Source organism: Arthrobacter terrae, assembly GCF_015708085.1.
Lineage (GTDB): Bacteria > Actinomycetota > Actinomycetes > Actinomycetales > Micrococcaceae > Arthrobacter_M > Arthrobacter_M terrae.
In genome coordinates this window covers 1-15,727 of record NZ_JADNYM010000030.1, presented here as the reverse complement: position 1 = coordinate 15,727, position 15,727 = coordinate 1, and the positions used below count along the sequence as shown (strand labels likewise).

Here is a 15,727-nt window from a genome sequence, read left to right as displayed (position 1 = left end):
TCATCGTCCTGCCGCTTCCCTGACCATCTGTGCCATTCTCACGTCCGCGTCCCGTATTCCCAATTCCCGACCCGCCGTGCCCATTCTTTCCAGTCGCTGCGGGTCTGTCAGCAGGGGCAGGAGTTCACGCTCCAGCCAGTCCACGGTGAAATCGGAGTCCCGCACCAGCACAGCCCCGCCCGCAGCCACCAAAGGTGCCGCATTGAGTGCCTGTTCGCCATTACCCACCGGCAGCGGCACGACCACGGCCGGCAACCCGACGGCCGCGAGTTCGGACACCGTGCCTGAGCCTGCCCGGCAAAGCAGCAGATCCGCCGCAGCATAGACATCCTCCATGGCGTCGACGTACTCCACCTGCCGGTAACGTTGCGCACTAAGTTCCGTGCCGTCGTCGGCCAGAATCCTCTTGCCCCGTCCGGTGATGTGCAAGACCTGCAGACCGGCGGCGTGCAGGACGGGAAGAGACTGCGCAACCGTCTGGTTAATCCGCAGGGCACCGAGCGAGCCGCCGGTGACAATCAGTGTTGTCAGCTCCGGATCAAGGCCCAGTGCCGCACGTGCCGCCTTCTGTGCCGCGCTGCTGCGGTCCAGTGCCGAAATCTGCCGGCGCATGGGCATCCCGACGAGTCGGCCGTGCCGAATTCGGGTCTGTGCAAACGCCGTCCCGGTAAACTTTGTGAAGCGGGAACCAAGCCTGTTGGCCAGACCCGCTTTGCTGTTTGCCTCGTGAATCACGATGGGAATTCCGCGCCGCCGGGCCGCCAGATACATCGGCGTGCAAACGTAGCCGCCGACGCCCACCAGTACGGATGCGTTGGCGCCGTCCAGGATATCGGTGCTCTGGCGCACGGCCCGCAGCATCCTTGCGGGGAGCCGAAAAAGATCCGCCGTTGGCTTGCGCGGCAGCGGAACACGGTCGACGACGGCGAGTTCTACTCCGGCGGCCGGGACGAGTCGGGTTTCCAATCCGTCAGCCGTGCCGACGGCCAGCAGCGAGACACCGGGATCGGCCGCCCGAAGCGCAGCGGCAATGGCGAGCAGAGGACTGACATGGCCGGCCGATCCACCTCCGGCGAGCACCACAGAAAAGGCATCGGCCGAAAGTCCCTTCGGCGACAGTCGCTTCGCTGTTTCCGCGCCGGGGCTCGTGGGGTTGGCGGAGTCAGCCATGGTGCGGTTTCTCTTTCCGTGCTGCTGCTTGTTTGACGGGAATTGTTCGTCTCCGGAGAGCAGGCGGCCTACGGGCAGACATCCGTTTGAAGGGAACCGATCGCGGACGGAGAGTTGCTTGTTCCACCGGGATGGCGCGGGCAAAGGACAGCACCACGCCAATGGCCGCGAGCACCAGCGTCAACGCCGTACCCCCGGAAGAAATCAGCGGCAGCGGCACACCAATGACGGGCAGCAGTCCGGTCACCATGGCAATATTTACGAATGCCTGGCCGATGATCCAGGTCAGAATGCAGCCGCAGACAATCCGAATAAATGGATCTGTGTGGCGGACAATGACGCGGAAGATGGCCAAGGCGATAATTCCGTACAGCAGCACGATCACCAAGGTGCCCAACAGGCCAAACTCCTCACCGATGATGGCGAAAATAAAGTCGTTGTGCGCTTCCGGGATCCAGTTCCACTTCTGTCGGCCCTGGCCGAGCCCGACACCCCACCAGCCACCGGATGCCAGCGCGTAAATACCGTTTTGAGCCTGCAGACAGAGATCGTTCCCGTCATTGCAGTTGCCCTGCCAGCCGGAAATGCGTGACATTCTGTTTCCACTGCTCAGCGCCAGGACCAGGGCCGCGAGTCCTCCGACGATCCCGACCGGAATAAAAAGCCTGGCCCCGACCCCGGCGAAAAACAGGCCAGCACCCATGATCGCCATAATGATCACCGAGGTGCCCAGGTCGTGCCCCAGCAGCACCAGCAAAATCACCAGTCCGCCCAGCGGGACGACAGGAATAAAAGCGTGCTTGAACTGTCCCAGCAGGGCATGTTTACGGGCGAGGACGGCGCCCATCCAGAGTGCGAGAGCGAGCTTGGCGGCCTCGGACGGCTGGGCCGTAATACCACCGATGGAAATCCAGTTCCGGTTACCACCGACGGCGAATCCCAGCGGAGTGAAGACAAGCAGCAGCAGCAATATCCCGATGATAAGCGCCGGCCACGCCAGCTTTTTCAGCGTTGAAATCCTAAGCCGGGACAGGAGGAACATCAGCACCACCCCGATGACGCCGAAGGTGCTCTGCCGCAGGAAGAGCTGATACGGATCCACGCCCTGGGAAATTGATTCCACTGCTGAGGAGGACAGGACCATCATCAAACCGATGCACGTCAACGCGATCGTAGAGCCCAAAATGAGGTAGTAGCTGGAGCCATTGCTGGGACGGTTGCTGCCCTCCACCCGGGGCCAGAACTCTCGGAAAAACCGCCGAACCGCTGAATCGCGGGTTGGCCGAGTAGGCGTGCTGACCATTAGAACTCCTTGCCGGCCTTCGCCTGCCCCTCCATGATCCCGTGGACGGCGCTGATAAAAGCGTCGCCCCGGTGAGCGTAGGAAGAAAACTGATCCATCGATGCGGATGCCGGAGCCATCAGCACGGTGTCGCCCCCCAGGGCTATTTCGGCGGCCGCTGCCACCGCCCACGTCATCACGGCGGCACCTTCGGTGTGACCGCCTCCGGCTTTATGTACCATTTCAGTCTGACTGGTGCCGGGCTCTATCACGGGCACATCGGGTGCGTGTCGCTGCAATGAGCCGCGCAGTGCGGCACTGTCGGCGCCGATCAGAATGACGGCCTTGAGCCGGCCGCCGTGCGTGCGGACCAACTCGTCGTAATCAACCCCCTTCGACAGGCCGCCGGCAATCCACACCACCGGGTCGAAGGCCGCCAACGATGCGGCCGCCGCGTGTGCGTTCGTCGCCTTGGAATCGTTGACCCAGAGCACGCCGTTGATAGTGGCCACCGGCTGAATCCGGTGTTCACCGCTGTGATAACTGCGCAACCCGTCCCGCACCGCCGATGGTGCAAGCCCATAGGCCCTGACCAGGGCCGCAGCGGCCAGTGCGTTTGCCGCCAAATGCTTCGGCACCAAGTCAGCGATATCGGAGACCTTGGCAAGTTCGACGGCGGAATCTTTGCGTTCGGCGATAAAGGCCCGGTCCACCAGCAAGCCGTCGACGACGCCGACCATGCTGATGGCGGGTGTGCCGGTGGTGAACCCGATGGCGCGGCAACCGGCAACGACGTCGGCATCCTCGACCATGCGCTCCGTTTGCGGTTCCTCGGCGTTGTAGACGCAGGCGATTCTGGTGTTGGCGTAGATCTTTGCCTTGTCGCGGGCATACGCGGCGAAGGAACCATGCCAATCCACGTGGTCCTCGGCCAGGTTCAGGCAAACGCTGGCCGCCGGTGAGACGGATTGCAGCCAATGCAGCTGGAAGCTGGAGAGCTCCACCGCCAGGACGTCATAGCCCTCCGGTTCCCGGACCGCGTCCAGGATCGGCGTACCAATATTTCCCACGGCGATTGCGCGCAGCCCGCCGGCCTGCAGCATCAACTCGACCATGCTGGTGGTGGTGGTTTTGCCGTTCGTGCCGGTGATCGTAATCCAGTCAGCAGTTTTTCGACCCGCCCGGGTACGCACCCGCCACGCCAGCTCAATGTCCCCCCAAACCGGTATCCCGGCGTCAAAGGCCGCGGTCAGCAGTGGATGGGCCGGGCGCATGCCCGGCGACGTGACCACAAGATCAGCAGGTTTCCCGTCCACCAGCGGCAGCTGGGTGGACAATTCTGCACCCAGGAGCACATCGACGACCCCCACGATCCGTAACGTATCGGCACTGCGGCGGGCGTCGTCGTCGTCCGACGCAGCAACCACCACCACCCGGGCACCCAGTTCAACCAGCGTATCCGCTGCGGAGAAACCGGTTTTCGTAATGCCGGTGACCACTACCCGCAGGCCGGTCCAGTCCGCATCCCAACTGGTCAGCGTGGCAAGCCGCTGAGCCGCATTCCCCTGCCCGGTCGGGGCGGCCGTTTGTTTATCCGTCACAGTTGAACGATCCATTCCGCATAAAAGGCACCCAGGCCGACGGCAACCATGAGCCCGCATAGGATCCAGAACCGCACCACCACGGTGACCTCCGCCCAGCCCTTCAACTCGAAATGATGCTGCAGGGGGGCCATTTTGAACACGCGTTTCCCGCCGCTGAGTTTGAAGTAGCCCACCTGAATGATGACGGACAGCGTGATCAGCACGAACAGACCACCGATGATGGCCAGCAGGATCTCCGTTCGGGACAGGATCGCGAACCCGGCAATCGCGCCGCCAATGGCCAGAGAGCCAGTGTCCCCCATGAAAATTTTCGCCGGCGAGGTATTCCACCACAGGAAACCGATCAGGGCTCCAAAAATAATCACGGACAGCAGCGCCAGGTCCAGGGGGTCGCGAACGTTGTAGCAGATCGTGTCGGAGACCGCCCGTGGCGAGCCGCAGCCCTGATTGCTCTGCCAAATGCCCATCAAAGTATAGGCGCCGAAGACCATCACCGCGGCCCCGGCGGCGAGTCCGTCAAGACCGTCCGTGAGGTTCACGCCGTTCGTTGCGGCGGTGACAATCAGATTCGACCAGATAATGAACAGAATCACCCCCACTCCGGCGCCGGCGAAGGCCAGATCCAGACCTGGAATGTCGCGTGCAAAGGAGATCTTCGTGGTGGCCGGCGTCAGTCCGTGGTCGTTCGGGAAGTTCAATGCCAGCACGGCAAAGGTTATCCCCACGGCGGCCTGCAGGACGAGTTTGGCCTTCGCATTCAGGCCCAGGCTGCGCTGTTTGGAGATTTTAATGAAGTCGTCCAGAAAGCCCACCAGCCCCATGCCGACCATCAGAAAAAGCATGAGCCAGGCCGAAACGCTCGGCCCCGGGGAGCGTGGATCGAGCAGCCAGAGCACCAGGTGTGTGATTAGGTAGGCGAAAACTACTGCCCCGACTACGACGGCGCCGCCCATTGTGGGAGTGCCGCGCTTGGTGTGATGCGAGGTAGGGCCATCGTCGCGAATGAACTGGCCATACCCCTTATTCACCAACAGCTTGATGAACAGCGGCGTGCCGATCATGGCAAAGGACAGGCCCAACCCGGCGCCCATGAGCAATCCGATCATTGGATCTGTGTCCTTCCTTCATCGGTGCCGTCAGTTGGTAATGCTATCCGATCGCCCAAAAACCTCAGTCCGGCGCCGTTGGAGGATTTGACGAGAACTACGTCCCCCGGTCGGAGCTCGGCGCACAGCAGATCATAGGCCGCATCTGCGTCCGCGACAAAGACGGATTCATCACCCCAGGAACCCTCCATCACAGCTGCCACGTGCATGGCGCGGGCCTGCTGGCCGACCACAACCAACCGGGAAATGTTCAGCCGGACGGCAACCCGGCCAATGGCATCGTGTTCGTGGATTGAGTCCGGCCCGAGCTCCAGCATCGGTCCGAGGACGGCCCAAGTTCTGTGTTCGGTTCCATCGCTGCCCCGTCCCAGTTCCGCAAGGGTGCGCAATGCTGCCCGCATGGAGTCGGGATTCGCGTTGTAGGCATCATTGATGATGGTCACACCATCGCGGCGTACTGTTCGTTCCATCCGCCAGCGGCTGAGTGCTTTTTGCCCGCGCAGCGACTGGGCAATCACGGCCGGCGGGGCGCCGGCGGCGCGGGCGGCTGCAGCCGCCGCCAGGAGGTTGGAAACATGATGCAGGCCCAATAGACCGCTGGTAATGGGCCAGGAGGTGCCGTCCGCATCCACGGCATTTGCCTTGGTTTCGACGGTCCGGCTGAATTCAGCGGGGAACTGCAGCGTGAATTCGGGTTGCCCCTCGTTGTTGGTCGTGACATCCACACCCCGCACCAGGCCTTGATTCTGGCCCGGGGGTCGATCTCCGGTGCCGAAATAGACAATCCGGGCCGCTGTGCGCGAGGCCATAGCCCGAACGCGGGCGTCATCGGCATTCAGCACAGCCGTTCCGCCGGCCGACAGGGCCTCCACTAACTCGCCCTTGGCCTGCGCGGTGTTCTCAATAGAGCCGAACCCGCCGACATGGGCCGTTCCAACGCCGAGGACCACTCCGATATCCGGCTTGACCAAGGACGCCAGGTATTCAATGTGACCGATGCCGGTGGCCCCCATCTCGATTATCAAATACCGGGTGGAAATATCGGCACCAAAGACCGTTAGCGGGACGCCGACCTCGCCGTTGTAGGAACCCTGCGGTGCCACGGTAGGGCCGAGCCGGGAGAGTATATTCGCCAGCAGGTCCTTGGTGGTGGTCTTCCCGGCTGACCCGGTAATACCAATGACAGTCAGCTCCCCCGCTGCGCGAATCATCTTCACAGCTTCAGCAGCCACGGCGCCCAGAGCCAGAACGGCATCGGCTACGACCACCGCGGGATAGGCCCTGCCCATCGGATCGGAGACCTCCCGTTCGGCCAGCACTAGGATGGCGCCGGCAGCGACGGCATCGCTAATGAAGTCGTGGCCATCCGCTGACTCCCCCGGCTTGGCGACGTAGACGCAGCCAGGAAATGCGTCCCGGGAATCCGTGATGATAGAGCCGAGTCCGACGACGAGGCCGGGTTCTGCTGTTAATGTCAAGTGGCCGTGGGTTAGCGCGGCGAGCTGTGCCGCTGTCAGTTCAATCATCTCGGTTTAGGACTCTATCCCGGGAACAGGCTCCGGAGTGAATCCGCAGCGGCGAAGGGCAGCGCGAAGTTCGGCCCTGTCATCCAAAGAATGATTGACCCCTTTAACTTCCTGCCACACTTCGTGGCCCCGCCCGGCCACCAGGATAACGTCCTGAGGCCCGGCCAGTTCGACCGCACGGACTATGGCGTCGGCACGCGGAAAAATCTCCAGGATCTCATGTCCAAAGGCCTGTTCGTCGTTGGCATTGCGCGCACCCTGCAGCACGTCCGCGCGGATCGACGCTGCGTCCTCGTCATGCGGGTCGTCGTCGGTGATTATCACCACATCTGCCAGCCGCGCCACCACAGCTCCCATTTTGGGTCGCTTACCTGCATCCCGCTGCCCCGTCGCGCCAAAAACGACAATCACCTTTGACTCGGGCTCCGACGACCGCACTGCCACGAGTGCGCGCTCGAGGGCATCAGGATTGTGGGCAAAATCAACAATCGCCGTTGGCGACTTCCCCACCAGCTGCATCCGTCCCGGCACAGCGAGCGTGAACGGGTCATGGCTGTCCAACGCGGCTTGGACGCGCTTCAAAACGGCCGACTCACCGCGTGCTTCCTGCAGCTGCAGCACCATTACAACCGCTAACGCCGCGTTTGCGATGTTGAAGCTTCCCGGCAGCCCCGTCGAGACTCTCAACGTGCGGCCATCGGCGGCGGCCAGTATGAAGGAGCTGCCCAGCCCCCGTTTCTCCACCTGTCTGACCTGCCAATCGGACTGCTCAGGCCCATTGGACTGCTCAACGGCTTCGCGGGATTGCCCGACTTCAGCCGTGCTGACTTCAACCGTGCGCAGCGTAGTGACAGGTATGGCTGCCTCCCGGGCAAGCCGTTGTCCCCAGCTGTCGTCCACGGTGATGACGGCCCGGCGCGCTCGGTGCGGACCGAACAGCTTGGCCTTCGTTGCGAAATATTCCTCCATGGTCCCGTGCAGATCCAGATGGTCCTGTGTCAGGTTGGTGAAACCGGCGATGTCGAATTGCACGCCGTCCACACGGTGGAATGACAAAGCATGCGAAGACACTTCCATGGACGCAGCGTCTAGCCCCCGCTCACGCATCAATGCCAGCAGGGCATGAACATCGGTCGATTCCGGCGTTGTCAGCCGACTGGGGACAGCCCCCGCCCCGGCAAGGATTTCAATGGTTCCAATAAGTCCGGGTGTGAAGTCCAAGGCCCGGAGCAGCGAATTGATGAAATACGTTGTAGTGGTTTTACCGTTCGTTCCGGTCACCGCATACAGCTCCATGGCGGCCGCGGAAGGACCCTCCGAAGGAGGACCGTCCAACCCGGCGTGGCCGGTGCCGTAGACGAAGGCCGCTGCCGTCCCGACCACGCCACGCGGGGAAGGAACCACCAGAACCGGAACACCGGCAAGCTCCGGCAGATCGTGCAAAAGGCGTGCGCCGTCGTCGTCCGTCACAATCGCCACGGCTCCCGCCGCCACCGCCTGGCCGGCATATTGCGCACCGTGCGTGCTTGCCCCGGGCAGCGCCAAATACAGATCAGCAGGCTCGACGGCGCGGGAGTCAAGGCTGACGCCGGTCAGCAGGACAGTCCCAAAGTCCTGCGCAGGAGCCCCAATGAGCTCCGCAAGCGCGGACAGAGGAACGGGGGTGACCCGGGCCGGACGCAGCGAGGGCTCCGCGCCGGACGGCTGTCTGCCGGAGGACGGTGGTTCAGTGGTACTCATGCAGATGGCTCCAAAAACCTAGTACCTCTGCGGCAGTGCCACAGAGGGTGTGGTGGACGGCGGCACATTGTTGGTGTGCAGGACCTGGCTCATCACGGAGTTAAACACGGGGGCCTGGGAGATGCCGTAAATATCACCTTGCGGACGTTGAACCGTGACCAGCACAACGTACTGCGGGTCTTCCATCGGCGCCATGCCGACGAACGAAGCGGTGTAGCCCTGGAATCCGGATCCGTCGTCCTTGACTGCCTCAGCGGTGCCCGTCTTACCACCAACCCGGTAGCCGGGCACAGAGATGTCCTTCGCATCCGCGGCAGTCACCACGCTCTCCAACAGGTCTTTGACGTCCCCGGCGGTCTGCGGGCTGACCACCTCGGTGCCCGGAGCCTGCGCTACCTTGTGTTCCGTACCGTCCGGATCGATGTAGGAATCGATGAGCTGGGGCTGCAGCCGAACGCCATTGTTGGCTATTGTCTGGTAAATCATCGCTGTCTGCAGGGGTGTCTGCGAAACTCCCTGGCCAAAGAGAACGGTGAACTCCTGCCGCCCGTCCCACTTTTCCGGAGCCGCCAGAATCCCTTTGTTTTCCCCGGGAAGCGGGATGCCGGTCGACTGCCCAACGCCAAAATTATGCAGGTAATCGTAGCGCTGCTGCTTACTTAACCGCTCGCCGACCATGACCGTGCCGGTATTCATCGAATCCCCAATAATGCCGGCAAAGGTCCGCTGCTCCGTCCCGTGCGTGAACGCGTCGGAGAACGTCTGACCGTTGACGGTGTACGTCGGCGGCACCAGCACATGGGACAGCGGCGAGACCTTGCCCTCCTGGATCGCGGCCGCTGCCGTGACGGTCTTCTCCGTCGAGCCCGGCTCAATCGCTGCGGTCACCGAACGTGCGCCGCGGTTAGCCGCCGCGGTTTCCCCGGGTCGGTTCGGGTCAACGGTGGAGTCCTCGGCCATCGCTACGATCTTGCCTGTTTTAGCCTGCACCACCACGATATTGCCCCACTGCGCGCCCAGCTTCTTGACCTGGTTGGAGATCGCCTGCTGTGCGTAGTACTGGAGATCACTGTTAATCGTCAGCTTGACGGTTTCGCCGTCCACCGCAGCCTTGTTTTCCTCCGGCGCAGTGGGGATCACAATCCCGTTTGCTCCGCGTTGGTAGGTACGGCTGCCGTCGGTACCCTGCAGCTTGGCGTTCAGCGTCTGTTCAATGCCGGAGCCACCACCGGTGGGTGCTCCGGCAGAATCCGGTCCAATGAAGCCGACGATACTCCCGCCGACAGCGCCGAGCGGATAGGTCCGCTGGCTGGTCGGCTCCGAATAAATGCCCGGCAGGCCCAAGGCCATGACCTCGGCTTCCACCCCCGGCGTTACGTCTTTAGTGATGTAGGCAAAGTTCCCCGTGCCGGTGGCCTGCCTGCGGACGTCGTCAACCTTCAAACCGAGAACGTCCGCCAACTCCTGCAGACCCTGATCCCGACTGACATTCTCGACTTTTCCGGTCGCCGGATTCAGGCGCTTGAATTCACCGGTCTTAAGTTCACCCGCCGTGGTGTTGTTCTTCGGGGACGCCGTGATGTTGTATCTGATGATACTTTGCGCCATGACCTTGCCATTGGCATCCAGGATCTCGCCCCGCGTGGCCGGCAGCTTCGTAACCACCGTGCGTTGCATGACAGCCGCCTCGGCCATGGAGCCCGCGTCCAGACCCTGAATCATGAACAATTTTCCGGAAATGATCAGCAACAACGCCAGAACAAATCCCAGGCCCACCCGGAGGCGAAGCCGGCTCTGGCCGGCAGTTTTCGTAGTCATGCGGTCCTTGCCGGTTTTTTCTGCCACGTGCTGTTCCTTTTGCCTTGCCCTTACAGCGCCGCGGCCGCCCCGCCGTGCTATCCGATTGCCCCAGAGAGTTTACCGTTAACCGATCTTTTGCTTGGGCGCAGGGATCGTGCCGCCATTGAGATCGGCTGCCGGGGGCGCGGCTACCTGCGACGGGGCGGCGGGAACCTCAGCGGGCGCCGTCGTCGCTCCTGCCTTGGAAGACCCGCCCGCCGTTACCGGAATCGTCGGCACATCCGCCACTTTCGCATCGGGAGCCACCTCGGAGTCCTCCGGCTGCCCGCTCACCGCCGGCGGTGCGATTGCCACCAAGGGCTTATCTCCTGCGACGGCGGCCTTCGGCGTACCACTGACGGACTTAGTTTCCACATCTATTTGACCCATCGAGGTGGAACTGACCATGCCCAATTCAGTGGCCTTGGCGACCAAGTTCTGCGGAGCCTGTGCATCCTGCACCTGCTGAGTCAGGTCCTGGTTCGTTTTTACCAGATCGACCTGAGTCGCGCGCAGTTCCACGAGTTGGTACTGGCCACTCGAGACAGAGATATTCAGTACCAGAACCGTGGCCAGCGCAGCAACGAGGGTAAGGAAGCAGAACACCACAAAAGGGGTGCGACGCTTGCGCGGCTGGCTAACCACCAGTGAAAGCGGGGACCGGGAGCGGCGCTCCCGCGCCGGCCCTGGAGCCAAAGCAGAAGCAGAAGGCATAAAACCGGAAAGTGTCCGGGCAGTATTTCCCGAGGTAGGTTCGAAGTCATCCCGGGCCGCTGCGCTCATACTGCTCTCCTGGTTCGAACTCGTTCTACTGCCCGCAATCGTGCCGATGCGGCCCGCGGGTTTTCGGCTATTTCAGCCTCGGTGGGGACCTCGGTCCCCCTGGTTAATAGCTTCAAGTCGGGCTTGTGCTCCTCTAGTTCAACCGGAAACCCCAGCGGAGCGGAGGATTTGGAACCGGCTGCAAAGACGGATTTGACGATCTTGTCTTCCAGCGAATGGTAGGACATGACCACGCAGCGCCCGTGCAGGGCCAGCGACCCAACTGCCGCTGGAACTGCCGCTTCCAGCACCTCGAGTTCCTCATTGACCTCGATGCGCAGTGCTTGAAACGTTCGTTTTGCCGGATGCCCTCCTGTTCGGGAGGCGGCTGCAGGCACCACCTGGCGAATCTGCTCCACCAACTCGCCGGTTGTCGAGAATGGCTTCACCTCCCGGGCCGCCACGATCCGGTTGGCAATCCGGCCAGCGAACTTTTCTTCACCCCATTTGCGGATGATACGCAGCAGGTCCTGCTCGCTATATCTGTTCACAATGTCCGCCGCCGTCTGGCCCCGGCTGGTGTCCATGCGCATGTCCAACGGCGCGTCATACGAGTAAGCGAAGCCGCGCTCTCGTTCATCAAGCTGGAGGGAAGACACACCCAGATCCATCAGGACTCCGTGGACTTCATGGGTACCCAGATCCGCGAGCACGTCGACTATTTCGTCATAGACCGCGTGGACCAAATCCATCCGAGCCGCAAATGCCGCCAGCCTGTCACCGGCTAGCGCGAGGGCTTGAGTGTCCCTGTCAATGCCGATCAAATGCAGGGTAGGGAAGCGCAACAGCATGGCCTCGCTGTGGCCGCCCATCCCCAGAGTTGCATCGACTACTACCGGCGTCGTTCCTGCAGCAACAGCACGGTCAAAAGCGGGTGCTAATAGGTTAATGCAACGGTCCCTTAGTACAGGCACATGGCGGGTGGAAGTCGGCGGCGTGGCGTTATCGTCAAACGTCATCGACGCATCCTTCCTCTCCGTTTCATGTTGTCGGTCAAAGTACCGGTCCTGCATTAGGTGTTTGTTACTGGTGCTTGTTACTCGTGTTTGTCGTTGCGCTAATCATCGGGTTTTGCGGTCTGCACGCTCGGCAATCCGCGTTCCGTTGGTTTCTTAAACCAGATCCCCATCCGCGCCGGATGCATATGCTGCCTGGCACCGGGGAAGGTGAGCCAGGTAGTCAATGCCGGGCGGCTGGAGATCTCATTCAAGAACCCGCTGTTTTAGGAAATGCCTGCTTCAAAACCACTGTTTCAAACAACTACGTCAGTCGGGAATCGGCCGTAGCGTGAGCCCCCTTCTTGTTCCTGTCTTTTGGCACTGTTTGCACTCTTGCTCGTAGTAGCTGCTCAATCGATGCCGGGGAGCGTTTTCTCATCCGTTTCAGAGAACGCATTCTCCTTCTCCTGCAGGTAGTCCTCCCACGCCTTCGCGTCCCAAATTTCTGCCCGGCTGCCCGCTCCAATTACTGTCAGCTCCCGTCCCAGCCCGGCGTACGTCCGAAGAACCGCAGGAATAGTCACCCGTCCCTGCTTGTCCGGTACCTCATCCGAAGCTCCCGACAGAAAGACTCTGCTGTAATCCCGAGCCTGGCGGGAGGAAAGTGGAGACTGGCGCATTTTTTCATGAACGTTTTCAAATTCGCTCTGGCTGAAGACGTATATGCACCGCTCCTGCCCCCTTGTCAGGACCAGCCCCTCCGCCAATTCCTCCCGGAATTTGGCTGGCAAGATGATCCTGCCTTTCTCATCAAGGCGCGGTGAGTGTGTTCCGAGAAACATTCCACCGCCTAGCTGTTGCGGGGATCTGCAGCACCCCATTCCCACTACCCTCTTACCGGCTCCACTTTACTCCACAATCCTCCACGGTCAACGCCAAAACCGTGCCGTAACGCGCGTGTTGCCGGTAATGTCCGCGGAACTGCACGGAACCCGTGCGTGGGTGCAGGTGGAGGAAGAATTGCGACCACAGACCTAAGATCGCCTTAAAAGCGAAAAGAGGTCCGCAATGGCGGACCTCCTCACCGATCATGCGGCCTTTCGCGGCGCTTGGTCAGTGTCTTCAGCGGGTGACTAAAATGGACCGGCGCAGAGGGCTCAGGACTACGCAGCCAGTGACGAGCGCACGATCCATGGCGCTCGGGACGACGCAGTCGGAATTAGCCGCACAGATGTGGTGTCGAACACCTCTAGGTCATTGACTCGTTCGCATAGGACATCCAAGTACACCTGGGCCAGAAGGGTTCGTGAATCATGGACGCGCAGGTTCAGCCTGAAGCGGCTTTCGCGTGAAGGCACGGACGTTGTCACACGCTGATTGAACCGGTTTTGTGCCGCCGGCTTTATGCTGACGAAAAATTGGTCAAAACCGGCTGTTCAAAGGTTACACAAATTCAGGCTTCGGCCTTACTGACCGTGCCGGCGCTCATCCCAGCGCTCCTCAAGGCTGCTCATAAACGAACTCTTCGGCCGTTTACTCTGCCCAGTCGTGGAGTCCCCAGCGCCGGACCGAGGAGATCCTTTGCGCAGCGTGGCAACGTAGACGCCGGCACCCATAATCAGGAATCCGCCAACACCCAATGGGATCAGCTGCCAAGCGACCCCTGCCAACAGGACAATTATCCCGACAATAGCTATCAGCACGCCTATCACCACGTGGCGGGTTGAGAACGAATTTGCCGGATCAGATCCCAAAGTGTGTGCAAACTTGGGATCCTCCGCATGCAACTGCTGTTCGAGCTGATCCAGTAGCCGTTGCTCGTGCTCCGAAAGGGGCATCTCGACCTCCTTCAGGTCCTTGCCGTGGGCGTCTACTCTGTTAACGAGCCGCATAGGCTACTTAGTTCCCACATTGCCAACTCCCGTGGCTGGGGATACTACCGCCTGCGAGGACGCCTTCAGATAACTCCTTGCCTTAAGAATAGGCCGGATTTCACAGAACTGAAACCCTTACCCAGACGACTCGTATAAGCGGTCCCCCGCGAGCCGACGCCGACGTGAATCAGGACTTCCCGGCGTCCCGTACGGACCGCCCTGGCCCACCATCGAGCAACCTTGCGGGCATAATTTTCCGCGACCCAAACTTCGCGGTAACGGCGTCCAAAGCCGCCTCAGCGGTACGCCAATTGTTATCACGACGATCCAAGCTCAGCTGCAGAAACGATTGACCGGCTTCTTCCAATTGTTCGGCCCGCAAACCCACCAAACGAACGCTCATGGGTCGAGGTCCCAGCGACTCCAAAAGCTGTACGGCGGTGGCGTAGAGAAGTTGGGCGCTGTCAACCGGCGTTGCAACGGTGTGAGACCTACTGACCGTAGAAAAGTCCGAATACCTCAGTTTCAAGGAAACCGTCCGTGCAACCATTCCGGATTCCCTAAGCCTTGCCCCAGTCCTGTGCGCCAGCGCCAGCAGTTCACGTCGCAGTATTCCGGCATCTGGCGTATCTGTCGCAAAGGTCTGCTCCGCACCAATGCTCTTTTCCACCCTTACAGGTGTCACCCGCCTCGGATCAACGCCGTGGGAGAGACGATAGACCTGCTCCCCCATTGCTCCGAGAGCCCGGCGCAATACCGGAAGGGGCGTTCCTGCTACATCGGCCACGGAATGAATTCCCAGCCTAGCCAGAACCTGGACGGTCTTCGCCCCTACGCCCCACAGCGCCTGCACCGGTAGAGTATGAAGATAGCGAACGGTTTCCGCTGCCGGGATCAAAAGCATTCCGTCCGGTTTGCACCGCGTGGAGGCGATCTTGGCAACAAATTTGGTCGACGCGATACCCACAGATGCCGTAATTCCAAGTTCGGAACTGACTCGGCGGCGGATCAACTGGCCGATCTCCAACGGTGGTCCAAGACGGCGCATCGCTCCGGCAACGTCCAAAAACGCCTCGTCGACGCTCAACGGCTCCACTAAATCCGTAATGGAGTCAAAGATCTCCATAATATGTCCAGAAACTTCACGATAAAGCCAGTGCCGGGGCTCAATAATAGAAGCAGCGGGACACATCCGAATGGCAGCGGACATCGGCATAGCAGAACGCACTCCAACGGCGCGGGCCTCATAAGATGCCGAGAGAACCACCGAGCGGCCTTCCGGGTTCCCCACAATCACAGGCTTTCCGATCAGCTCGGGAGCATCCCGCAACTCCACGGAAACATAAAAGGCGTCCATATCCACGTGCATAATATGGCTCGTGCGGTGCCCGTCACCGCTGTCGCTATGATCTGCCTCCATATCAGCCATCTTAGATTCAGGATCTGACATTCCCTTCCAGCCCCGGCAATTCGCCGGTCTTTCACTGCCCATGGCCCGTCTCCCTGCGTTTCAACCGCTTATTCAGCTACCCAGCATGACGGTATCCGCTCCGAGCGTCTTCTTGAATTTAGGTGCCGGTGATGATGGTGCGGGCGAAGTTTTGGGCGTCTTTGAGGTTGTCGTGGTAGGTGTTGCGGATCCAGGGGTTCCCGGCGTAGCGGGCTGTCGTCTCTTCGCCCAAGGCGGTGCCAGCTCCGATGTTTAGGCCGGTGGTGGTGTGGTGGTAGAAGCGTGGGCCCGGGTGTTGGCGGGCGTTGGGTCCGTATCTCAGGTAGGGGATCCCGTCGTCCATGGTGACTTCCAGGATCCCGGCGTGGACCAGGGA

The 15,727-nt window shown here is 61.2% G+C and carries 13 protein-coding genes; all 13 read right to left on the bottom strand.

Annotation, left to right across the window (positions count from 1 at the left end):
* Entirely contained in the window at positions 1-1,170 is a 1,170-nt protein-coding gene (gene murG / locus IV500_RS18805; RefSeq protein WP_196398354.1) for an undecaprenyldiphospho-muramoylpentapeptide beta-N-acetylglucosaminyltransferase, read from the bottom strand.
* Positions 1,163-2,473, bottom strand: a complete 1,311-nt coding sequence (ftsW, locus tag IV500_RS18800; protein ID WP_196398353.1) for a putative lipid II flippase FtsW — start codon at positions 2,471-2,473, stop codon at positions 1,163-1,165. The genes murG and ftsW overlap by 8 nt, the downstream gene beginning before the upstream one ends.
* A complete protein-coding gene (murD, locus tag IV500_RS18795; RefSeq protein ID WP_312875987.1) occupies positions 2,473-4,053 on the bottom strand; it encodes a UDP-N-acetylmuramoyl-L-alanine--D-glutamate ligase in 1,581 nt (526 codons plus the stop codon). The genes ftsW and murD overlap by 1 nt, the downstream gene beginning before the upstream one ends.
* Positions 4,050-5,162, bottom strand: a complete 1,113-nt coding sequence (gene mraY, locus IV500_RS18790; RefSeq protein WP_196398351.1) for a phospho-N-acetylmuramoyl-pentapeptide-transferase — start codon at positions 5,160-5,162, stop codon at positions 4,050-4,052. Before mraY ends, murD begins: the two co-directional genes overlap by 4 nt.
* Complete coding sequence (locus tag IV500_RS18785) at positions 5,159-6,688, bottom strand: UDP-N-acetylmuramoyl-tripeptide--D-alanyl-D-alanine ligase (protein WP_196398350.1); 1,530 nt, start codon at positions 6,686-6,688, stop codon at positions 5,159-5,161. The genes mraY and IV500_RS18785 overlap by 4 nt, the downstream gene beginning before the upstream one ends.
* 6 nt (positions 6,689-6,694) lie before the next feature.
* Positions 6,695-8,428: a UDP-N-acetylmuramoyl-L-alanyl-D-glutamate--2,6-diaminopimelate ligase gene (locus IV500_RS18780; RefSeq protein WP_196398349.1), complete on the bottom strand. Its 1,734-nt coding sequence runs from the start codon at positions 8,426-8,428 to the stop codon at positions 6,695-6,697.
* An 18-nt stretch (positions 8,429-8,446) separates the two neighbouring features.
* Positions 8,447-10,273, bottom strand: coding sequence for a peptidoglycan D,D-transpeptidase FtsI family protein (locus IV500_RS18775; RefSeq protein WP_376770228.1), 1,827 nt, complete (start codon positions 10,271-10,273; stop codon positions 8,447-8,449).
* Between the two features lie 78 nt (positions 10,274-10,351).
* Positions 10,352-11,050, bottom strand: coding sequence for a cell division protein FtsL (gene ftsL, locus IV500_RS18770; RefSeq protein ID WP_196398348.1), 699 nt, complete (start codon positions 11,048-11,050; stop codon positions 10,352-10,354).
* Positions 11,047-12,048 (bottom strand): 16S rRNA (cytosine(1402)-N(4))-methyltransferase RsmH, encoded by a 1,002-nt coding sequence (rsmH, locus tag IV500_RS18765; protein ID WP_196398347.1) that lies wholly within the window; start codon positions 12,046-12,048, stop codon positions 11,047-11,049. The genes ftsL and rsmH overlap by 4 nt, the downstream gene beginning before the upstream one ends.
* Before the next feature lie 389 nt (positions 12,049-12,437).
* Positions 12,438-12,869 (bottom strand): division/cell wall cluster transcriptional repressor MraZ, encoded by a 432-nt coding sequence (mraZ, locus tag IV500_RS18760; protein ID WP_196398346.1) that lies wholly within the window; start codon positions 12,867-12,869, stop codon positions 12,438-12,440.
* 624 nt (positions 12,870-13,493) lie between these two features.
* Entirely contained in the window at positions 13,494-13,865 is a 372-nt protein-coding gene (locus IV500_RS18755; protein ID WP_196398345.1) for an SCO2097 family morphological protein, read from the bottom strand.
* Positions 13,866-14,088: 223 nt separating this feature from the next.
* Complete coding sequence (gene dinB / locus IV500_RS18750; RefSeq protein WP_230855176.1) at positions 14,089-15,321, bottom strand: DNA polymerase IV; 1,233 nt, start codon at positions 15,319-15,321, stop codon at positions 14,089-14,091.
* A 148-nt stretch (positions 15,322-15,469) separates the two neighbouring features.
* Positions 15,470-15,727, bottom strand: a 258-nt coding sequence (locus tag IV500_RS18745) for a hypothetical protein (protein ID WP_196398344.1), incomplete at its 5' end; no start/stop codon positions are given.